Source organism: Leifsonia sp. NPDC077715 (assembly GCF_040686855.1).
Taxonomy (GTDB): domain Bacteria; phylum Actinomycetota; class Actinomycetes; order Actinomycetales; family Microbacteriaceae; genus Leifsonia.
The window spans coordinates 48905-69173 of sequence record NZ_JBFBOG010000002.1 but is presented as its reverse complement, the minus strand read 5'-3'; the positions used below and the strand labels follow the sequence as shown (position 1 = coordinate 69173).

The 20269-nt window shown below is 70.0% G+C and carries 23 protein-coding genes and 1 pseudogene; 18 read left to right on the top strand and 6 right to left on the bottom strand.

The features are described 5' to 3' along the window. Window positions 1-48 precede the first annotated feature (48 nt). Both AB0P25_RS07170 and fliN read left to right on the top strand, forming a co-directional pair. Complete coding sequence (locus AB0P25_RS07170) at window positions 49-933, top strand: flagellar motor switch protein FliM (protein WP_363806329.1); 885 nt, start codon at window positions 49-51, stop codon at window positions 931-933. Window positions 934-936: 3 nt separating this feature from the next. Continuing rightward, window positions 937-1653 (top strand): flagellar motor switch protein FliN, encoded by a 717-nt coding sequence (gene fliN, locus AB0P25_RS07165; protein ID WP_363806328.1) that lies wholly within the window; start codon window positions 937-939, stop codon window positions 1651-1653. Between the two features lie 9 nt (window positions 1654-1662). On the opposite strand, the gene AB0P25_RS07160 is transcribed toward fliN, so the two are convergent. Next, entirely contained in the window at window positions 1663-2310 is a 648-nt protein-coding gene (locus AB0P25_RS07160; RefSeq protein ID WP_363806327.1) for an SUMF1/EgtB/PvdO family nonheme iron enzyme, read from the bottom strand. Window positions 2311-2451: 141 nt separating this feature from the next. Between AB0P25_RS07160 and AB0P25_RS07155 the strand changes: the two genes are divergently transcribed. From AB0P25_RS07155 to csrA, 8 genes are read left to right on the top strand one after another with little or no spacing between them, the layout of a single operon-like run. Next, window positions 2452-2955 carry a flagellar biosynthetic protein FliO gene (locus AB0P25_RS07155; protein ID WP_363806326.1) on the top strand — a complete coding sequence of 168 codons (504 nt, stop codon included), beginning with the start codon at window positions 2452-2454 and terminating at the stop codon, window positions 2953-2955. Continuing rightward, entirely contained in the window at window positions 2952-3779 is an 828-nt protein-coding gene (gene fliP / locus AB0P25_RS07150) for a flagellar type III secretion system pore protein FliP (RefSeq protein WP_363806325.1), read from the top strand. Before AB0P25_RS07155 ends, fliP begins: the two co-directional genes overlap by 4 nt. Further along, entirely contained in the window at window positions 3776-4051 is a 276-nt protein-coding gene (locus AB0P25_RS07145) for a flagellar biosynthetic protein FliQ (RefSeq protein WP_363806324.1), read from the top strand. Before fliP ends, AB0P25_RS07145 begins: the two co-directional genes overlap by 4 nt. Beyond that, window positions 4051-4812, top strand: coding sequence for a flagellar biosynthetic protein FliR (locus AB0P25_RS07140; RefSeq protein WP_363806323.1), 762 nt, complete (start codon window positions 4051-4053; stop codon window positions 4810-4812). The genes AB0P25_RS07145 and AB0P25_RS07140 overlap by 1 nt, the downstream gene beginning before the upstream one ends. Continuing rightward, complete coding sequence (locus AB0P25_RS07135; protein ID WP_363806321.1) at window positions 4809-5900, top strand: EscU/YscU/HrcU family type III secretion system export apparatus switch protein; 1092 nt, start codon at window positions 4809-4811, stop codon at window positions 5898-5900. Before AB0P25_RS07140 ends, AB0P25_RS07135 begins: the two co-directional genes overlap by 4 nt. Next, window positions 5897-7954 (top strand): flagellar biosynthesis protein FlhA, encoded by a 2058-nt coding sequence (flhA, locus tag AB0P25_RS07130; protein ID WP_363806320.1) that lies wholly within the window; start codon window positions 5897-5899, stop codon window positions 7952-7954. The genes AB0P25_RS07135 and flhA overlap by 4 nt, the downstream gene beginning before the upstream one ends. Then, on the top strand, window positions 7932-8663 hold the full coding sequence (locus tag AB0P25_RS07125; RefSeq protein WP_363806319.1) for a hypothetical protein: 732 nt from the start codon (window positions 7932-7934) through the stop codon (window positions 8661-8663). The genes flhA and AB0P25_RS07125 overlap by 23 nt, the downstream gene beginning before the upstream one ends. 9 nt (window positions 8664-8672) lie before the next feature. After that, on the top strand, window positions 8673-8909 hold the full coding sequence (csrA, locus tag AB0P25_RS07120; RefSeq protein WP_064110384.1) for a carbon storage regulator CsrA: 237 nt from the start codon (window positions 8673-8675) through the stop codon (window positions 8907-8909). Here csrA and AB0P25_RS07115 read toward each other — a convergent pair. Then, entirely contained in the window at window positions 8887-9582 is a 696-nt protein-coding gene (locus AB0P25_RS07115) for a DUF4386 domain-containing protein (protein WP_363806317.1), read from the bottom strand. The genes csrA and AB0P25_RS07115 overlap by 23 nt on opposite strands. A gap of 72 nt (window positions 9583-9654) precedes the next feature. On the opposite strand from AB0P25_RS07115, the gene AB0P25_RS07110 reads away from it, so the two are divergent. Genes AB0P25_RS07110 through AB0P25_RS07100 form a run of 3 tightly spaced genes read left to right on the top strand, consistent with a single transcriptional unit; the run spans window position 9655 to window position 11238 of the window. Next, window positions 9655-10344 carry a TetR/AcrR family transcriptional regulator gene (locus AB0P25_RS07110; RefSeq protein ID WP_363806316.1) on the top strand — a complete coding sequence of 230 codons (690 nt, stop codon included), beginning with the start codon at window positions 9655-9657 and terminating at the stop codon, window positions 10342-10344. Between the two features lie 59 nt (window positions 10345-10403). After that, a complete protein-coding gene (locus AB0P25_RS07105) occupies window positions 10404-11033 on the top strand; it encodes a TMEM175 family protein (protein ID WP_363806315.1) in 630 nt (209 codons plus the stop codon). Between the two features lie 16 nt (window positions 11034-11049). Next, on the top strand, window positions 11050-11238 hold the full coding sequence (locus AB0P25_RS07100) for a hypothetical protein (RefSeq protein ID WP_363806314.1): 189 nt from the start codon (window positions 11050-11052) through the stop codon (window positions 11236-11238). Window positions 11239-11428: 190 nt separating this feature from the next. Here the strand turns inward: AB0P25_RS07100 and AB0P25_RS07095 are convergent, their stop codons facing one another. Then, a complete protein-coding gene (locus AB0P25_RS07095) occupies window positions 11429-11653 on the bottom strand; it encodes a hypothetical protein (RefSeq protein WP_363806313.1) in 225 nt (74 codons plus the stop codon). A 111-nt stretch (window positions 11654-11764) separates the two neighbouring features. Between AB0P25_RS07095 and AB0P25_RS07090 the strand changes: the two genes are divergently transcribed. From AB0P25_RS07090 to AB0P25_RS07080, 3 genes are read left to right on the top strand one after another with little or no spacing between them, the layout of a single operon-like run. After that, on the top strand, window positions 11765-14635 hold the full coding sequence (locus AB0P25_RS07090) for a hypothetical protein (protein ID WP_363806312.1): 2871 nt from the start codon (window positions 11765-11767) through the stop codon (window positions 14633-14635). A gap of 40 nt (window positions 14636-14675) precedes the next feature. Beyond that, complete coding sequence (locus AB0P25_RS07085) at window positions 14676-14903, top strand: hypothetical protein (RefSeq protein WP_363806311.1); 228 nt, start codon at window positions 14676-14678, stop codon at window positions 14901-14903. A gap of 22 nt (window positions 14904-14925) precedes the next feature. After that, window positions 14926-15240 (top strand): hypothetical protein, encoded by a 315-nt coding sequence (locus AB0P25_RS07080; protein ID WP_363806310.1) that lies wholly within the window; start codon window positions 14926-14928, stop codon window positions 15238-15240. An 83-nt stretch (window positions 15241-15323) separates the two neighbouring features. Here the strand turns inward: AB0P25_RS07080 and AB0P25_RS07075 are convergent, their stop codons facing one another. Genes AB0P25_RS07075 through AB0P25_RS07065 form a run of 3 tightly spaced genes read right to left on the bottom strand, consistent with a single transcriptional unit; the run spans window position 15324 to window position 16184 of the window. Continuing rightward, window positions 15324-15518, bottom strand: a complete 195-nt coding sequence (locus tag AB0P25_RS07075; RefSeq protein ID WP_363806309.1) for a hypothetical protein — start codon at window positions 15516-15518, stop codon at window positions 15324-15326. 22 nt (window positions 15519-15540) lie between these two features. Then, window positions 15541-15888 (bottom strand): hypothetical protein, encoded by a 348-nt coding sequence (locus AB0P25_RS07070; protein WP_363806308.1) that lies wholly within the window; start codon window positions 15886-15888, stop codon window positions 15541-15543. After that, entirely contained in the window at window positions 15885-16184 is a 300-nt protein-coding gene (locus AB0P25_RS07065) for a hypothetical protein (protein WP_363806307.1), read from the bottom strand. The genes AB0P25_RS07070 and AB0P25_RS07065 overlap by 4 nt, the downstream gene beginning before the upstream one ends. Window positions 16185-16933: 749 nt before the next feature. Here AB0P25_RS07065 and AB0P25_RS07060 point away from each other — a divergent pair. Both AB0P25_RS07060 and AB0P25_RS07055 read left to right on the top strand, forming a co-directional pair. Continuing rightward, window positions 16934-17896: pseudogene (locus AB0P25_RS07060) on the top strand (DUF11 domain-containing protein); the annotation flags it as partial. Window positions 17897-17968: 72 nt separating this feature from the next. Continuing rightward, the coding region (locus tag AB0P25_RS07055; protein WP_363808030.1) for a DUF11 domain-containing protein at window positions 17969-20269 on the top strand (2301 nt) is incomplete at its 3' end.

Sequence of the window (20269 nt, the reverse complement as noted above, 5' to 3'; positions counted from 1 at the left end):
CTCGCGCGATGCCTAACGGGATGGGCGCACCTGCCGATAGACCCATCCGTGACCATCTTGCAGGCCCCCGCGCCGGACGCCCCCGTGGCGCCCGTCTACGACTTCCGGCGGCCGACCACGCTCGCGCGTGAGCATTCGCGGGTGCTGGAGCTGGCGTTCGAGACGTTCGCGCGGCAGTGGGGCACGCAGCTGACCGCCAAGGTCCGCGTGCTCAGCCAGGTCGAGTGCGACACCGTGCAGATGCAGACGTACGACGAGTACGCGGCATCACTGCCGGCCACGACCGCGATGGTGCTGTGCGAGCTGGAGAACGTCGTGCCGAAGGCCGTCATCCAGTTCCCGACGATCGCCGCCCTGTCCTGGGTGAACGCGATGCTCGGCGGACAGGGCACGCCCGTCGACCACGAGCGCACCTTCACCCAGATCGAGCACGCGCTGGTGCGGCGGCTGATGGACGACGCGCTGGAGGACCTGCATTACTCGCTCGGCTCGCTGCTGACCACCGCGATCGGCGTGGACGCCATCCAGTACAACTCGCAGTTCGCGCAGGCCGCGGCCACCAACGAGCTGATGATCGTCGCCGGCTTCGAGCTCCGTGTGGGCGAGAACACGGCGCGCGCGACCGTCGCGATCCCGGCCGTGGCGCTGCTGCCGCAGCTCGGCGAGACCAATCCCACCCACAGCACCGAGAACGCCCGAGAGCTGGTCGACGCCCAGCTCGCGCACGTCCCGGTGGGGGTGGCCCTGAGGCTCGCCCCCGCGACCGTCCGCCCGAGCGTGGTGCTCGGGCTGTCGGTGGGCGACCTCCTTCCGCTGCCGCATCCGCAGCACCGACCCTTCGACCTCACCGTCGGCGGACAGACCGTCGCCTCGGCCGCCCTCGGCTCGAGCGGTTCCCGTCTCGCCTGCGTGATCATCGACACAGAGGACTGAACCATGAGCATGACCAGCATCGCCAACGCCTCCGGACTCTCCCTCGGCCAGGCGCAGGCGGCCGCCGACGCACTCGCCCGCGTGCTCCCGACCGGCACGCCGCTGTCCCCTCTCATCGCCCAGGGCTCGGATGTGCCCGTCGGCGTGCAGGCGGTCGTCGCGACCTTCGTCGGCGCGGTCTCCGCCGACCTGGCCGTGGTGCTGCTGGAGGCGCCGCAGCTGGTCGATGAGGGCGCGGACGGCTCGCCGGTCGTCGCGCTTCAGGACGTGCTCCAGCCGGCCCTCGAGGCGGCGAGCGACACCCTCGGCGCCGGCGTGCTGGACGACGCCCGCGCGGAGGACGCCGCGGCGCTGTTCGCGGACCCGGCCACCACCGTCTTCGCGCTCTCCGGACCTGCTGGGGTCGCGGGCTGGTTCGCGCTCCGTGGCCGAGCGGCTGTGGCCGAGCGACCCGGCGTCGGCGCGCTCGGCGGCAAGCTGGCGCGCATCAGCAACGTGGAGATGGCGCTCACGGTCGAGATCGGCCGCACCCGCATGGCGGTCCGCGACGTGCTGGCGATGGAGCCGGGCGCGGTCATCGAGCTGGACCGCTCCGCCGGCTCGCCCGCGGACGTGCTCCTCAACGGCCGCCTGATCGCGCACGGCGAGATCGTGGTCGTCGACCAGGACTACGCGGTGCGGATCACGAAGATCCTCGACACCGCCGAAGACCTGGACTGACCCGGCTCATCACTCCCGCGCGCCGCGCGCGAACCGCACCCCGACATCCGGCTGCTGCGACCGCGGACGGCCACCGCGGCGGACGGATGCCCGCACGCTCCAGGCGTCGTCGGCAAAACCCCCGCCACGAAAGACCCGGTCGTCGCTGTCGTCGTCGGGGTCGAGGAGGTCCCAGCACCACTCCCATACGTTGCCGAGCGTGTCGAACAGGCCGTTCAGGTTGGGCAGGCGCAGGCCGACGTCCGCCGGCGCGCTCAGCCCGTCGGCGCTCGTCCAGGCGACCTCCGTCAGCGGGCCGTAGTGGGGTCCGGTGGATCCAGCGCGACAGGCGAATTCCCACTCCGCCTCGGTCGGCAGCCGGTAGCCGTCCGCGTCCACGTGCCAGGTGACGTCCTCGCCGTCGAACGTGTACGCCGGGTCGAATCCCTCCCACTCCGAGGCGGCGTTGCACAGCCGGACGGCGCGCTGCCAGCTGATGCCGGTCGCCGGGCGCCGGGGGTGTGTCGACGGCTCGCCGATCAGCTCGGCGACGTCCGCCTCCGTGACGGCGAAGACACCGAGCTCGAACGGCTCCAGCTCGACGGTCCAGCGCCGCTTGAGCCGCGCGTCGTGCAGCTGCACGGTGCCCGCCGGGATGCGCGCCAGCTCGATGTCCACGCATCCAGCCTGTCACGCTTCTCCCACCTCCCGCGAAGTGCAGGTAACTGCGGACGACGCGCCGAAGGAGTGCGCGACAAGCTGCACTTCGCGTGTGGGAACGGACTAACGGCTCGGCCGCACCGGCCGATAGAGCGGTTCGTGGAGACCCTGTTCATCGCCCTGCGCGTGCTCGTCGTGCTGGGCGTGATGGTGGCGCTGCTGTGGTTCGTGCAGCGTCGCGTCACCAAGGGCCGCACCTCCGCGCGGAGGCGCCGCGGCAACGCGGTGACCGTCGTCGGCTGGCAGGGCGTCGGACCGAAGGCGTCGGTGGTCGTCGTGGATGTGGACGGCAACCGGTTCGTGCTCGGCGTGACCGAGCGTCAGGTGTCAGTGCTCCACACCTCCGACCGTCCGCAGGACGCGGACGTCACCCCGCTCGTCCGCGTGCCCGAGGCCCCGGCCGAGGTGCAGACCGAGGTCCGCACCGGGACGGACGACGCATCCGCGAGCAGCACCATCAGCACCACCACGACCACCAGGCAGGATGCCGACTTCCTCACGGCGCAGGGACGCGCCTCGCTCTTCGACGAGGCACTCAAAGGCTCGATCCTGTCCCCGGCCACCTGGCGGCAGGCGAGTTCGGCGGTGCGGCCCAAGAAGTGACGGCGGGAACGGGGAGGCTTCCCCGTCTGGCCGTCGCCGGCGCGCTCGTGGCCGTGGTCGCCGTCGCGATCGTGCTGCTCGGCGCGAACGCCGCCCACGCCGTCCCGACGCCGGTCCCCACTCCGTCCGGGCCGGCCGGTCCCGGCGGCACCGGCGGGATCACCGTCGACATCAACGGACCGAACGGCACGCCGAACGCGGCGATCCTCACGCTCGTCGGCATCACCGTCCTGTCGGTGGCGCCCGCGCTGCTGCTGATGATGTCGTCGTTCACCAAGATCTTCGTGGTGCTCGCGATCACGCGGAACGCGCTCGCGCTGCCGTCCATCCCGCCGAACCAGGTGCTCGCCGGCCTCGCCCTGTTCCTGAGCCTGTTCATCATGAGCCCGGTGCTGGTGGACATCAACAACTCGGCCGTGCAGCCCTACCTGGCCGGCCACATCGATTTCACCGGCGCGGTCCAGGCCGCAGAGGGACCGCTCCGGCACTTCATGGCCGCGCACACGCGCGAGGAGGACATCGCGCTCATGACGCGCGCCGCCGGGCGCCCGAACCCGAGCACGATGAGCAGCGTCCCGATGCTCACGCTGATCCCGGCGTTCATGATCTCGGAGTTGCGGGCCGCGTTCATCATCGGCTTCGTCATCTTCGTGCCGTTCCTCGTCATCGACATGGTCGTGTCCGCCGCGCTGATGTCGATGGGCATGATGATGCTCCCGCCCGTGATGATCTCGCTGCCGTTCAAGATCCTGCTGTTCGTGCTGGTCGACGGATGGGGGCTCATCATCCAGAGCCTCATCACGAGTTACGGGAGCAGCGGATGAACCCGGCCGCCGTCCTCGACATCGCCATGCAGGGCCTCATGGTCACCGCGAAGCTGGCCGCTCCGATCGTCATCACGGCGCTCGTCGTCGGCTTCGCGATCTCGCTCGTGCAGTCCATCACGCAGATCCAGGAGGTCACGCTCTCGTTCGTGCCGAAGGCCGCCGCGGTCGCGGTGGCGCTCATCATCTGCGGCCAGTGGATGATCTCCGAGCTGGTCTCCTTCACGCACGTTCTGTTCGACAAGATCCCGCTGCTGCTGGGCGGTGGGTGATGAACATCCCCATCGACCTCGCGGCCATAGAGGCTATCGCGCTCGCATCCCTGCGCATGGTGGCCTTCCTGGTGATCGCGCCGCCGTTCTCCTACAACGGGTTCCCGGCGCAGGTGAAGGGGATGCTCGCGATCGGCCTGGCTGTCGCGGTCGCCCCGCGTGTCGGCGCCGGCTACCACTCCGGTGACACGGGAGCGTTCCTACTCGACCTGGTGCGCGAGCTCGCCGTGGGGGCGACGCTCGGGTTCCTCGTCTTCCTGGTGTTCGCGGCCATCCAGTCGGCGGGCAGCTTCATCGACCTGTTCGGCGGCTTCCAGCTCGCGCAGGCGTTCGACCCGCAGGCCATGATCAACGGCGCGCAGTTCACCCGCATGTTCCAACTCACCGCGCTCGCGCTGCTGTTCGCGTCCGGCGGCTACCAGCTCATCATCGGCGGCCTGGTGCGGTCGTTCGACGCCATCCCGCTCGCCACCGGGCTCAGCATGGCCGACCCGGCGAAGGAGATGGTGAACGGGGTGACCCAGATGTTCCTCGCGGCCCTGCAGATCGCCGGGCCGCTCATCGTGGTGCTGTTCCTGGCGGACGTCGGGCTCGGCCTCCTGACCCGCGTCGCCCCCGCGCTCAACGCGTTCTCGCTCGGGTTCCCGCTCAAGATCATGCTGACCGTCGTGCTCTCGGCGATCGTGTTCGTCGCGCTGCCCGGCGTCGTCTCCGGACTCACCGACACCGCCGTCAAGACCATGCTGGGGGTGGGCCGATGAGCGACGCGCAGGAACGCACCGAGAAGGCGACCGACAAGCGGATGAAGGAGGCCCGCTCCAAGGGCCGCCTCTCCAAGTCGATGGACCTCACCGCCTGGGTCGGCGTCGGCGCCGCCGCGGTCATGCTCCCCTTCACGATGCAGCAGGGGGCCACCGCGGCGATCGACCAGCTGTTTTCGGTGCGCTCGGTGATCGAGAGCCCGGACCCGGCGAAGGCGGTGGCAGCCCTCGGCGACGGCTTCGGCAGCATCATGGCGACCATCGGACCGCTGCTCGCGGTGGGGGCGCTCGCCGTGGTGGGTGCGGCGGCGGTGCAGGGCGGCATCCACTTCAAGAAGCTCGAGGGCAAGTACGAGCAGTTCAACCTCGTCCAGGGTCTCGGTCGGGTGTTCGGGATGCGCGCGCTCTGGGAGGGTGCGAAGACCCTGCTCAAGTCGGCGGTCGTCGCGATCGGGCTGTATCTCGTCGTGCAGGGGCTGATGCCGGTGCTGCTGACCTCCGGCTCCATGCCGCTCGCGTCGCTGCTCTCGGCCGCATCCGGTGGCACCGCGGGGCTGCTGCAGGCGGCGGTCGGCGCCGGTCTCGTTCTGGCCGGGCTCGACGTGCTCGTGGTGATGCGCCGTAACCGCAAGCACACGCGCATGAGCAAGCAGGAAGTCCGCGACGAGAACAAGAACACCGAGGGCGACCCGCTGGTGCGCTCGCAGCGGCGCTCGCGCCAGCTCGCGATGAGCCGTAACCGCATGATCGCCGCGATCGGAGGCTCGGATGTGGTGCTCGTGAACCCGACCCACATCGCCGTCGCCGTGAAGTACGAGCCGGGCAAGTCGGCGCCGCGCGTCGTCGCGAAGGGCGCGGGCGCCATCGCGCTGCGCATCCGCGAGAAGGCGGAGGAGGAGCGGGTGCCGATCGTCAAGGACATCCCGCTCGCGCGAGCCCTGCACGCCGGGTGCGACATCGGGGACGAGATCCCGGTCGAGCTCTACAACGCGGTGGCGCGGGTGCTCGCCTTCGTGATGTCGCTCAAGAAGCGCGGCTCGTCCGCCGGAATCCACACCATGCGACCCCAGCTGGGAGGGCTGTCGTGAAGCAGAACAAGGGACTGGCCGGGAAGATCGCGGTGCCGATCGGCGTCGTCGGCATCGTCATGCTGCTGGTCGTGCCGGTGCCCGCGTGGCTGCTCGACCTGCTCATCATCGTCAACATCATGCTGGCGCTGGTCATTCTGCTGACCACGATGTTCGTCAAGAAGCCGCTCGACTTCTCCGTCTTCCCGTCGCTGCTGCTCGTCGCGACGCTGTTCCGGCTCGGACTCAACGTCGCGTCCACGCGCCTGGTGCTCGGTGATGGATTCGCCGGGCAGGTCATCCAAGCGTTCGGGCACGTCGCTGTGGGCGGGTCGATCATCATCGGCGCCGTCGTCTTCCTCATCCTGGTCGTCATCCAGTTCATCGTCGTCACCAAGGGCGCCGAGCGCGTTGCCGAAGTCGGCGCGCGGTTCACGCTCGACGCGATGCCGGGCAAGCAGATGGCGATCGACGCCGACCTGAACGCGGGCCTCATCACCGAGGAGCAGGCGCGCGCCCGCCGCGCGGAGGTGTCGGCGGAGGCGGACTTCTACGGCGCGATGGACGGCGCCTCGAAGTTCGTCAAGGGCGACGCGATCGCCGGCATCCTCATCATCGTCATCAACGTCGTCGGCGGCATCGCGATCGGCATGATCCAGCGCGGCATGGACATCGGCGACGCAGTGAGCCACTACACGCTGCTCACCATCGGCGACGGCCTGGTGTCGCAGATCCCGGCGCTCCTCATGGCGGTGTCGACCGGCATGATCGTCACCCGGTCCAACGCCGAGTCCGAGATGGGCACGACCGCGAGCAACCAGCTGAGCCAGTCGCGCAACGCGCTGATGATCGCGGGATGCGCCGCCATCGTGCTGGCGCTCATCCCCGGCATGCCGATCATCCCGTTCGTGCTCGTCGGGGCGTTCCTCATCCTCGCCTCGCAGCGCATCAAGACCGCGCAGGCCGCCCAGAAGAAGGCGGAGGCGGCGAAGAACGCGGTCGCCACGGCCACGAAGAGCGAGACCACGGAAGACCTCATCGAGCAGATGCGCGTCCACGCGCTCGAGATCACGCTTGCGCCGGACCTGGTCGACATCGTGAGCGGCGCGTCCGACGACCTCCTCGCGCGGGTGCGGGCGCTGCGGCGGAAGATCGCGCTGGAGCTCGGCATCATCGTCCCGCCCGTGCGCACGCGCGACAGCGCCGAGCTGCCGCCCGCGACCTACGTCATCAAGATCGCGGGTGTGGAGGCCGGACGCGGCCAGGCGCCCTCCGGCCGCGTGCTCGCGCTCGGCGACGCGCTCGACAACCTCCCGGGCACGCCGACGGTGGAGCCGGTGTTCGGGCTGCCCGCGAAGTGGATCCCCTCCGAGATGCGGCACAGCGCCGAGCTGGGCGGGGCGACGGTGATCGACCGCGTCTCCGTGCTGATCACGCACCTGTCGTCGATCATCACCACGAACGCCGGCCGCCTGCTCACGCGCGAGGACGTCCGCCTCCTCACCGAGGGCGTCAAGCAGGTGAACCCGCCCGCGGTGGAGGAGCTGATCCCGAACCTGCTGTCGCTCGCCGAGGTGCAGCGGGTGCTGCAGGGGCTGCTCGCGGAGCAGGTGCCGATCAACGACCTGCCGCGCATCCTCGAGGCGCTGACCCTGCGGGCGAAGCTGTCGAACGACCCGGAAGGGCTCGTGGAGGCGGCGCGCTCGGCGCTCGGACCGGCGGTCGTCGCGCCGCACATCGATGCCGGGACGCTGCGCGTCATCATGATCGACCCGGGCCTGGAGCAGTCGATGCTCGAGGGGCTGCGGCCGTCGGAGAACGGGACCCAGATCGTCCTCGACCCGGTGCGGCTGGAGGCGGTGCTCGCGTCCATCCGGGACACGGCGGGCCGGCTCGACGACGCCGGAGTGACGGCGGTGCTGGTGTGCGCACCGGCGCTGCGTCCGGCGATCCGGCGGCTGGTCGCCAGGCAGATCGCCGGATTGGCGGTGCTGTCGTACCAGGAGGTGACGGCCGTGCAGGCCGCCATCGAGACCGTGGGGGTGGTCCGCGGTGCGGAGTCGATCGCGGCCTGAGTGGCTGGGCGGCGGCGCCGAGGAGGAGGTGCTGCCGGCGGTGTCGACGTCATCGCTGGCCTTCCAGGCGGTTCTGGACGACCTGGTGCGCGCGGTGGATGCGCCAGAGCTGGTGGGGTCCGTTCCGTCCGGTGAGTCCGTCCCAGCTGCCGCCCCTGCTCCCACCCTGGCGAGTGGTGAGTCGTGGCTCGAATCCGAGCCGAGTGGTGAGCAGACGTCGCCATTCGATCAGGTGCTCCCCGAGCCGCCCCGCCCGGTCGGACCGCCGCCGGCGCGCCTTCGCGGCCGCGGCGACCTCACCCTGGTCGTCGGCCTGGGCGCCGAGGTGCACGAGGCCGCGCGCGTCCTCGCCGCGTCCGCCGACGCGAACGCCGAGGTGCAGTCCGTGGCCGACCGGCGCGACGCCCTCGCCGCCCGCGCGGACGGCGTCCGTCGCGAGATCCCGATCGTCGCCGCCTTCTCGCTCCCGAGCCCCGCATCCGTCTCCGACCTCGCGGCCCACCTCGCCGCCACCGCCCCGGATCAGGTCTGGGTCGTGGTCGACGTCTCGCGTAAGCACGACGACAGCGCGCTGTGGGTGGGGGCCGTGGATGCGGTGCTCGCGGTGGACGCGGTCGTCGCGACCGGCGCCTCCCTCACCGTCTCGCCCGACTCCGTCCACGCCCTCGGTCTGCCCGTCCTCTGGCTGGAGGCGCCGCCCGCCGGATAGGCTGGGACGATGCTGGTACTGACGCGCAAGGCGGGGGAGCGGGTGCTCATCGGCGACGACATCGTCGTGACGATCCTCGATGCGCGTGGGGACGGCGTCCGCATCGGCATCGACGCGCCGCGCGGCATCCGCATCCAGCGCGACGAGGTCGTCAAGGCGGTCACCGAGGCCAACCAGGAGGCGACCGAGCGGGCCGCGGGCACCGACGACGCCGAGGCGCTGATCAAGAAGTCGCTCGGGCTCTGACCGTCGCTGCGGCGCTCGCCGCGGTCCGGCGGAAGCCGTGCACCGTGAGGTAGACGCCGAGGAACAGCTCCCACACCACCTCCGGCAGCGTGAGCAGCGCCGACCACGGCGACACCTGGCCGTACGCGCCGAGCAGCACCGCGACGCCGGACAGCGACACCAGCGGACCGGCGACCATCCCGAGCACCGCCCAGCCGCGCGGGACCAGGCCGGAGCGGTACAACGCGCAGCCGAGGATCAGGCCGTTGCCCAGCCCTACGACGAAGCCGGGGCCCAGCAGGAAGGTCCAGCCGTGCAGCGCCACGAGCGCGGCCGCGACCGGGCCGGCACCGGGGACGCCGTCCTGCTGCAGGGTGACCACGGTGAGCAGGCTCAGGATGCCGACGGCGATCAGCGTCGACTCCATGACGCGGGCGACGACGTACGCGAGCGCGAGCGACGGGGTCGTTCGCCGCAGCACCGGGTAGAGAACGAGCGCGGTACCCAGGTTGGCGATGATCAGCGCGATCTCGAGCAGCGCACCGGCGAGCACCGCTCCCGACCCGGCATGGCGGGTGACGAAGTCCGGATCGCTGAGGACCGGTCCATAGAGCAGCGCGCCCGGGATGGACGTGGCGAACGTGAGGAGGAAGAGCACGCCGGTGGCGAGGGAGCGGCGACGGTCGTCGTCCATGGTCGGGTCCTTTCGGGGTGAGGTGTACGGCGTACACCTGCTGCATCCGACGATAGGTGTACGCTGTACACCATGTCAAGCCCCTCGTCGGCGCCGCGCCGGACGCTGACCGTCGAGCGCGTCGTCCGGACCGCCGTCGAACTCGCCGACGCCGACGGCCTGGACGGCCTCAGCATGCGGACGCTCGCCCAGCAGCTCGGCGTCGTCCCGATGGCGCTGTACAAGCACGTGGCGAACAAGGAGGAGCTGATCGACGGCATGGTCGACAGCGTCTGGACCGAGGTGGACGCGCCCGATCCGGAGCTGCCGTGGCGTGACGCGATGCGCCGCCGCTCGATCTCGCTGCGCGCCGCGATGCTGCGCCACCGCTGGGCCGTCGGCCTGATGGAGGGGCGGATGCGTCCCGGCTTCGCCAACCTCCGGCAGCACGACGCGATGATGGGCTGTCTGCGCCGGGCCGGCTTCTCGTTCCGGACGACCGTCCACGTCACGTCGATGCTCGACGCCTACGTCTACGGCTTCGCGCTGCAGGAGAAGACGCTGCCGTTCGCGACGGCGGAGGAGTCCGGCGAGGCCGCCGCCGAGAAGCTCGAGGCCACGCCCCCCGAGCTCGCGGCGATGTTCCCGCACCTGCTGGAGGTCGTCTCCGAGCTGGGCAGCGCCGGGTACGACTACGACGAGGAGTTCGAGACCGGGCTCGACCTCATCCTCGACGGTGTCGAGCGGCTGCGGCCGGAGTGGGTCGTGGCCGACCGGCCGTGAGAGTGCGCCGCGCCCCGGAACTCGGCCTGCTCAGCTGACCGGTGCGGCAGAATGTCCGCATGGCGCCGATCAGGACCGAGCGCGGGCTTGACCGGCTCGTCAACTTCTCCGATGCGACGGTCGCGATCGCGATCACGCTGCTCATCCTGCCCCTGGTGGATGCGGCATCGCAGATCGGGCGCCAGAGCTTCGGCGACTTCGTCGCGGAGAACTTCTGGGAGATCCTGGCGTTCGTGATCTCGTTCGCGGTGATCGCCCGGTTCTGGGTGGTCCACCACCGCGTCTTCGAGGCGGTGAGCTCCTACGACGGCGCGATGGTCTGGTACAACTTCCTCTGGCTGCTGGCGATCGTGACCATCCCGTTCAGTGCCAACGTGCTGTCCAACGGCGCAGGCGAACGTCCCGACGTGTACGCGCTGTACATCGGCAACATGATCGTCGCATCCCTCGCGATGCGCCTGATCGGGATGCAGCTTTGGCGGCATCCCGAACTGATGACCGAGGAAGGCCGCGCGACGATCGACCGGACGGCCGGCATCGCCGAGCTCATCCTCATGGCGCTGGCCCTGGTCCTCGCGGTCCTGATTCCGGCCGTGAACATGTTCTGGCTGTTCCTGCTGTTCCTCGCCGGACCGCTCCACGCACTCATCCACAGGCTCGTGTACGGACCTTCGCAGACCGCGGCCTGAGGTATACCGTCGGGACATGCGACCCAAGACTCTCGTCATCCTCCTCGCCGTCGCGGCGGCGTACCTCCTCGGCGCACGCGCAGGTCGCGAGCGCTACGAGCAGATCACCGGCGCGGTGACCTCTTTCTGGAACTCGCCCGACGTCAAGAAGGCGCGCAAGAAGGCCCAGGCGCAGGCCGAGAAGGCGCGCAAGCGCTACGCCTGACCGGCGTTGGCGACCTGCGCGTAACCCTCCTCCCTCCTCAGCTCGACAGCGCGCTTGCGTGGAAGGGAGGAGTTGCGATGCGACGCGCCGAGTCTCTGCGCGCGAGGGAGGTAGCGGCGGATAACATCGTCCGCGATGCCCTCCGCTAACGCCGTGTGGACGCGGCTAGTCGCACCCGCCGGCTAGCGGCTCACGGCTCGTCGTAGTCGCCCTCGGTGTACTCGCCCTCGGGTGCGTCGACGGGCTCATCCGAGTCCGTGTACGTTCCCTCGGTCGCCGTCTCGGGGCCGACGCCGTCCGTCTCCGTGTACTGGCCGTGGACCGTGCGCTCGTGCGGCGCCTCGCCGTCGGCCTCGGTGTAGCTGCCCTCGAGGTTGTCGCGTGCGTCGCCGATCGGCTGCTCTAGGTTGCTCATACGACGGACATTACGCCGTACCGCCGTCCAGGGCTACAGGTGGACCAGCCGTAGCCGCGCACGCGCACCACGGAGTAGTCTGCGCGCGTCGTGACGACGATGGGCGGACCCATGAGCGAAGACGCACAGCCGGACGTGTGGCCGCATCACGTCCTGGAGCTGCGCATCCACGGCATCAAGAACACGCCGCCGACCGAGATCCTCGGGCGCGAGCAGAGCGAGCTGCGGCAGACCCAGGGCGACGAGAACGGCGGCTTCTGGTGGGCCCCGAAACAGGACGAGCCCGACCGCGACCCGGATGACGCCCCCGGCACGATCGATCCGGCCGTCCCGCCACCGGATGTGCGCACCGAGGCGTACTCCTGGGGACGGCTGGCCCGTTACGGATCGGGCCCCCTGCTGTTCATCGGCCAGCTGTTCGTCCAGCTGGCGTGGCTGCTCCTCGCCCCGTTCGGACTCGCCAACACGGCGTACTGGACGCGGCGCATCCCGACCCAGCGGCCGGGCGGGGAATGGGAATCGGGGGTCGGCGGCGCGTCCTTGCGGATCTTCGCCCTCGGCCTGACGCTGCTCTACGTCTGCGCGCTCGGCTCCGTCAGCCTGGATCTCGGAGTGCAGTGCATCACCGGCACCGCCTGCACCGCGCTTCCGGGCGGCTTCGCCGACTTCTTCAGCCTCCCTCCCCTCAGCTGGCGCGGACCGCAGCTCGCCTTGCTCTCGCTGGTCCCGATCGCGGGGGTGCTGCTGCTCTTCGTCGTCTCGAAGCGGGCCCGCACCCGCTACGAGGCCGCGATCTTCGACGCGGCCGAGCGGATGGGCGGGCGTGGGCGGGAGGCCGACGGCGACCGCCGCCTCCGTCCCCTCGCCTCCGAGGGCTTCTGGCGGACGGCCCGCGTGGGATCGCCGACGGAGCGGCTGCACCTCGCCGCCGCCTTCCTGCTGATCGCGCTGCTCCTCGCCTGGGACCGGATGTTCGCCGGCGTGAAGGCCTGCGCCAAGCTGCAGACCTTCGTCTCCGGGGAGTGCCTGGGCGGCGCCGCGCAGACGCGCGACCTGCCCATCCTCGTCGGCGGGATCGTGGCCGCCGCAGGACTCGCGGTGGCGATCGCGTGCGTCGGCGTGCTCGCCGAGACGACCAACCCCGGTGAGGGGCCGGTCAACGAGTACCTGCGCGACCGCCTCCGCCGCACCGGGACCGTGACGGCGTGGATCCTCGTGGGAGCGGTCGTCGTGTACGTGTTCGTGGGAGCGTCGCTGTGGTTCGGCGGACAGTACGACGTGTCCGGGCGCGACGCGTTCCTCGGGCTCGCGACCGCGCCGTCCATCATCCTGGGCGTGCTCGTCGCCATCTGCATCTCGGCACTCGGCTGGCGCCGCGGCGTGCCGCACTGGCTCTCGATCACGCTGATGACCGTCGCCGGTCTGACCTTCCTCGCCGGCGTCGCCCAGAATCCGACGACCGAGGCGGGCCACCCCGGCCCCCTGCGCCTGCCGTTCTTCGTCGTCGCCGCCGTCCTGACGGCGCTGCAGCTGTTCCTCGTGTGGTGGTGGCCCCGTTCGCGGGCGGGACGTCGTTCCGGGCCGCCCGAGCGGTTCCGCGCCGAGGGGTGGGCCGGGATGGGCCCGGGGATCATCATGCTGCTGTCGCTCGGCGCCGCGATGATCCTGTCCACGCTGCTGGTGCTCGGCGTCGAGGGGTGGCTGGTCAGCGGCTCCCCGCCCTGCGGATGCGTCACGGCCGCTCCGCACCAGGTGCTTCGCCCTCCGATCGTCTACGCCAACTTCGGTGACGTGCTGCCCTTCATCGCGCTCGCGCTGGCGCTCATCGCGGCCGGCATCGCGCTCTCCCTGCTGCGATGGATGCCGCTCCTCACCACCCCGCGGACGCGCGACGGGCGCCGCCCGCTGCTCGAACAGGTGGACGCCTACCGCGACGGGCGCATCGACGCGAGCACGACGGCGGACCGGCTGGCGCTGAAAATCCTCCGGGCTCGGCGGCTCGCGGCGCTCGTCCATCGGGGCGAGCCCATCCTCGGCATCCTCGCCGGTCTCCTGGCGGTCGGATTCGTCGTCGCTCTGGCCGTGTCGTACTCCGCTGTGTTCCGGGCGGTCGACGCGCTGGTGGGACCCGCCCTCGTCGTCATCGCCGCGGCCATCCTCGCGGTGGTGGTCGAGAACGCGCTCACCGCCAAGGAGCGACCCATCAGCGTGATGTGGGACCTCATGTGCTTCCTTCCTCGGGCGGGCCACCCCTTCAGTCCGCCTTGCTACGCCGAGCGTGTGGTCCCCGAATTGCGCGACCGGGTCACGGACTGGCTCACGCACGACCTCGTGCCCCCGGAGGGACTCGACCTCGCCGCGCGGTTACAGTGGCGCGAGGACCAGGAGGATGAGGCGCTCAGCCGCGACCGCCCCTTCAGCGTCGTGCTCTCGGCGCACAGCCTGGGCGCCGTGCTCGCCGTGTCCACGCTGTTCACCCTGCGACCGGACCATGCGGACCATCTGCGCAACGTGGGCCTGCTCACCTACGGAGCCCAGCTTCGCGTCTACTTCGGCCGCTTCTTCCCGGAGCTCTTCGGCCCGGACGCGCTCGGCACGCTCGGGTCGCGGCGTCCGCTGCTCGGCAAGGGCGACCCGTGGTTCAGCCAGGTCGAGCTCGACCAAGACGGCGATCCGGTCGTGATCACCCCGTCGAACGCCGACGACCCGTCGCTGGTGGAGCTGCTGACCCAGCCCGATGGATCCGTCGCCTGGGTCAACCTGTGGCGGCGCACGGACTACCTGGGCTTCCCGATCAACAGCTACCGGCTCGACGATCGGCGCCCCGACGATCTGGACCGCGGCGCCGACGAGTTCGGTCCGCCGCGCTACCTGGTGAAGGTGGCGACGCATCCCGACTACCAGTCCGCCCCGCAGTACCGCGTGGCGCTGCTGGATGTGATCCAGCGTCTTCACGGTACGCCGGGCTCACCGCGCCGATAACCCCTTGCGGGTCCGGCGGACCGGGCGTTCTCTGTGCCGCATGACCGATTCGCGTGACGAACAGGAGCCGATCACCGGCGCCGACCCCACCAACGGGCTGGCCGGTGATCTCGAGGGCGACGACGGCGGCGCCGTCGAGCCCAGCGGGAACCGCAGCCTCTTCGACGAGGTGATCGCCGACCCCGACGGCGACCGCCTCGCAGCGGGCGCGGACGCGGACGAGGATGCGGACTCCGCGACCTCGTACAGCGAAGAGGGCAAGCCGTGAGGCTGCCGGGAAGGAGCGAAGCATGAGCGACACCAGCGGACTGCCGAACACCGACTCCGAGGGAGTGCCCGCCGAGGAGAAGCCGGAGCGTTTCGAGGAGGGCGGCGGCCACGACGCCCAGGCCGCGGAGCCGGCGGAGACCGAGCCCGGCCAGTCGGGCGTCTCGGAACCCGGCGAGACCGGGGTCGCGCCCGAAGGAGCAGAGGATGTGACGACCGCAGACGCCGGTGGCGACGCCGAGGGCGCGGAACCCCCGCCCGCCGACTTCGACCCGGCCGATCATCCGTCCAACCCGGACCTGGTCAGCGGAACCGACGCCAGCGAGCCGCCGGACTGATCGGTCCCACCCAGCCACCGGCCCAGCGCCGGTGCTTCGACGGCCCCGCCCTCTTCATCCCAGGGCGGGGCCGTTGTTCGTGCTCACCGCCGGCCGCGCCCCGCCAGCCAGCCCGCACCGGCCGCGAGTCCGACCGCGCAGCAGACCGCGCCCACCAGGAGCACCGGGGCGTCCCCGCCCGGACGCGGAAGCAGAAGTCCGACAACGACGAGGAACGCGCCGACGTTGAGCAGCACGGCGGCGACCCAGCCGAGCGCCGTGCGCAGCGTCGCGTTCATCCCGGGAATCGTATCCCGGGGGCTACTCCCCGTCGATCAGCTCGAGCAGGCGCTTCGTCTCTCGGGCGATGTCGTCGTGGTCGTTCTGCGCCGCCCGGCTCTCCAGCGAGATGACCGCGCAGCGGTGCACCTTCGAGAAATCGCCGTACGGGAAGCTGAAGCGGCCCTTCGTCTCCTCGGACTTCTCCGGGTCCTCGCCGAGGTGCCAGAGCGCGTAGTCGTCCCACCCGTTCTTCTCGATGAAGCGGTTCTCGTCGTCCGCGCTGGGAGCGTGCTCGCTCCAGTCGTCGCGCTCGTCGTGCACGACCTTGCCCTGCTCGACCAGCTTCCTGGCGTGCTCGAGGGCCTTCTTGTTCAGGTGGATGGTCATGCCTCGCCCTGGTTCCCGGTCGCTGCGGTCTCGGCGTCCAGCGACTCGTTGATGAGGGAGGCGACCAGCATCCGCCAGTCCGACCCCTCGTGCAGCGTCTCGGTGTAGCCGGGCGGGATCGCGCCGAAGACGGGCTCGTGCTCCTCGCCCTCGACCGCGACGCGCACCAGCGTCCCCAGTTCGGCGTGCGATTCGTCCAGGACGACCCACACCCCCGGCGACTTCTTCTCCACGTGGAAGATCCGGTCCCGATACGGGTACCGGACGCTGGACATCTCGAGCTCGCTCGCCGACATGGCGACTCCTCTCCTGGGCCGTCGGTCCTATGGAACGCCGCGCGCACGGGCTTGGCAAGACCACTGTCTATCGCGAGATGCCGCATACGCCGAGAATTCCATCGAATCTCGCATCAACGCGTCATGAAAGGCGACGGCAGTGGTCTGTACCAGTGAAGCCCATGTTGTCTTCACGTCCCTAGTACCGCCCGAGCCCAGAACGATGCTGCCCACCCGAATCCGACACGGGGAGCATCCGATCTAGGCAGAACCAAGAAGAAGTCATGAACCGTACGCCTAGCAGCAGCCACAGTTCCACAGCCCTCGCCGGGCACGCGACCAGTTCTCAGTCGCGTGGCGAGGGGTTGATCACCCGCGTGCTCAAGAAGGGGCGCGCCGACGCTACTCGGTCTCGCGGGAACCGCAGGTCGAAGCTGGTGGCGGCGGTCGTGGTGTCCGCGTTGACGTTGGGTGCGATCCTGACACCGACGGTGTGGGGTACGGTCACGGCGCAGAACGCGGAGGCCGCGGCGACGGCGTGTACGCCGGAGGCGGGGTACACGGGATGTCAGCTGTTCAGTTACACGGGTGGGGACCAGACTTTCACGGTCCCTGCGGGTGTCACGTCCCTCTATGTCGCCCTATGGGGAGCAGGCGGTGGTGGTTCTCTGGGTGATCTCGCCGCGGCTGCGCTTCCTTCATCTGGTGGTGCGGGCGGTTACCTACGCGACACTGCAACTGCTGTGACTCCTGGGCAGGTTCTCACTGTGATGGTCGGCCAGGGAGGTCGGCCGGGACTGAAAAACCAGCCGGGAGGCGCGGCCACTTATGGTGGCGGCGGGGCCGGCGGAAACGCCTTTTCGTCGACGGACGGAAATTCGATCGGTGGTGCTAGCGGCGGTGGTATGTCTGCTCTCTGGAACGGCGCAGCTGGCACTGTTCTGTTGGGAGCAGCTGGCGGTGGCGGGGGTTCTACATACGGAAACACCGGTGGTGGCGGGGGTGGGGCGGTCGCCAAGGAGGCGTCTGGCCAATTGACCTGGGGTGGCGGGGGGAACTACACCGCAGCTCAGGGGGGTTCGCCAGGGTTGTCTTACAACGGCTGCTCTGTCCCGACAGGCGGAACACAGTACCGCGGAGGGGCGGGTGCGAATGAAGGTACCGGTGGTGGCGGCGGCGGCGGCGGCGGAGGCGGGGGATCCTACGGCGGCGGCGGCGGCGGCTGCGATAACCTCCGCCTCCGCCCAACGGGTGCAGGAGGAGGTGGCGCTGGCACTGGAGGCACCAACGGAGCCCTTGGTTCACAGTCGGTGACGGTACCGTCGGCCGGTGCAGCCCAGCCGTTCTACACCGCCCCGGTCGGTCAGGGGGTTTTCCAGAGCGCGGGTGGTAATGGGCAGGTCGTGATTCAGTTTGCGCAGCCTGCTGATTTGTCGACATCGAAGACACTGGTGGGGTCGGCGACTCCGCCGTTGGGGAGCAATGTCAATTACCACTTGACGGTGACGAATAACGGGCCGGGGCCTGCTGCGAATACGACAGTGACGGATCGTCTTCCCGCTGGTTTGACGTATGTGTCGTTCTCGGGTGATGGTTCGTATAACCCCACTACGGGTGTGTGGTCGGCGGGGACGCTTCAGAATGGGGAGACCCGGAACCTTATTTTGACGGCCCGGGTGGATACGACGACCCCGGTGACGAATCTGATTACCGCATCCGGGTCGGATGCGGTGGATCCGACGCCGTGTCCGAGTACGTGTGGGCCGGGTCCTGGCCCGGTGACGGGGCAGGCGGCGGATCTGCGGGTGACCAAGAGTGTGGATAATTCCACGCCGGCTTTGGGCGATGACGTCACGTTCACGATCGGGGTCACCAACACGGGCCCATCGAACACGACCGGTGTGGTTCTCACCGACCCCATCCCTGCCGGGTACACGTACGTGTCCGATGACTCCGCTGGCGCGTACAACCCGGCGACCGGTCTGTGGTCGGTGGGTGCTTTGGCTAATGCCGAGTCGAAGCAGCTGCACCTGGTGCTCAAGGTCGCCGCGTTGACGACCTCCCCGCAGGTGGTCACGAACGCGGTGTCCGATCTTCCCGACCCGACACCGTGCGCCCCGAACTGCGCGTCGGTTCCCGCTCTCCCGGTCTCGAACTCGTCGATGTCGTTGGTGAAGACCGCGGATGTGTCTGGGGTGCAGTCCCCGGCGAAGGCTGGCGATGTGATCCGGTACGGGTTCACCGCCACGAACACCGGCAACACCACCCTCACCGGGGTGAGCATCACGGATGCGCTCCCGGGCCTGTCCCCACTGACATACACCTGGCCCGGCACGGCCGGGGTGCTGACTCCCGGACAGAAGGTGACGGCGACCGCGACGTATGCGCTGAAGCAGGCGGACATTGATGCCGGGCATGTGGCGAACACTGCCACCGGTGCGGCGACCCCGCCGGGCGGCGGATCGCTTCCGACCCCGCCGACGTCCGGGACGGACACCAGCCTGGGTCGCAGCTCGTCGCTGTCGTTGGTGAAGACGGCGGATGTGTCTGGGGTGCAGTCTCCGGCGAAGGCCGGTGATCTGATCCGGTACGGGTTCACCGCGACGAACACCGGCAACACGACCCTGACCGGGGTCGCGGTGACCGACCCGCTGCCGGGGCTGTCCCCGATCACCTACACCTGGCCGGGCGCTGCCGGCGTGCTCGCCCCCGGACAGCAGGTGACCGGAACCGCAACCTACGCCCTCAAGCAGGTCGACATCGATGCCGGGCACATAGCGAACACCGCCACCGGTGCGGCGACCCCGCCGGGAGGCGGCTCGCTTCCGACCCCGCCGACCTCCGGCACGGACACCAGCCTGGGTCGCACCTCGTCCCTGTCGCTGGTGAAGACCGCGGACGCCTCCGGGGTGCAGTCCCCGGCCAGGGCCGGTGACGTGATCACGTATCACTTCGCCTTGCAGAACACGGGGAACACGACCCTGACCGGGGTCGCTGCGACCGATCCGCTGCCGGGTCTCTCCCCGATCACCTATACCTGGCCGGGCGCTGCGGGGGTGCTCGCCCCGGGGCAGCAAGCGACCGGAACCGCCACCTATGCGATCAAGCAGGCGGACATCGATGCCGGGCATGTGGCGAACACGGCCACCGGTGCGGCCACGCCGCCGGGCGGCGGGTCGATTCCGGTGCCGCCGACCTCCGGCACGGACACCGCTCTGGGCCAGGGATCGTCCCTGTCGTTGGTGAAGACGGCGGATGTGTCTGGGGTGCAGTCCCCGGCGAAGCCGGGCGACCTGATCCGTTACGGGTTCACCGCGACGAATACCGGCAACACCACCCTCACCGGCGTGAGTATCACGGATGCGCTCCCGGGCCTGTCCCCGCTGACGTACACGTGGCCGGGGGCTGCCGGGGTGCTTGCTCCCGGGCAGCAGGTGACCGCGACGGCGACATATGCGCTGAAGCAGGCGGATATCGATGCCGGACATGTGACGAACACCGCCACCGGTGCGGCCACCCCACCGGGCGGCGGGTCGATCCCGGTGCCGCCGACCTCCGGCACCGACACCAGCCTGGACCAGGGCAGCTCGTCGTTGTCGTTGGTGAAGACCGCGGACGCGTCCGGGGTGCAGTCGCCGGCGCAGCCCGGTGATGTGGTCCGGTACGGATTCACGGCGACGAATACTGGGAACACCACCCTGACCGGGGTGAGCATCACGGATGCCCTCCCGGGTCTGTCCGCGCTGACATACACCTGGCCGGGCGCTGCTGGGGTGCTCGCCCCGGGGCAGCAGGTGACGGCGACGGCGACCTATGCTCTCACTCCGGCGGATATCGATGCCGGGCATGTGGTGAATACCGCGACCGGTGCGGCCACGCCGCCGGGTGGCGGATCGCTTCCGGTGCCGCCGGTGTCGGGGACGGACACGAGTCTTGGTCAGAGTTCATCCCTGTCGTTGGTGAAGACCGCGGACGCGTCCGGGGTGCAGGCGCCGGCGAAGCCGGGAGATGTGATCACGTATCACTTCGCCCTGCGGAACACGGGCAACACGACCCTGACGGGGGTGGCGGTGACGGATCCGCTGCCGGGGCTGTCGGCGATCACG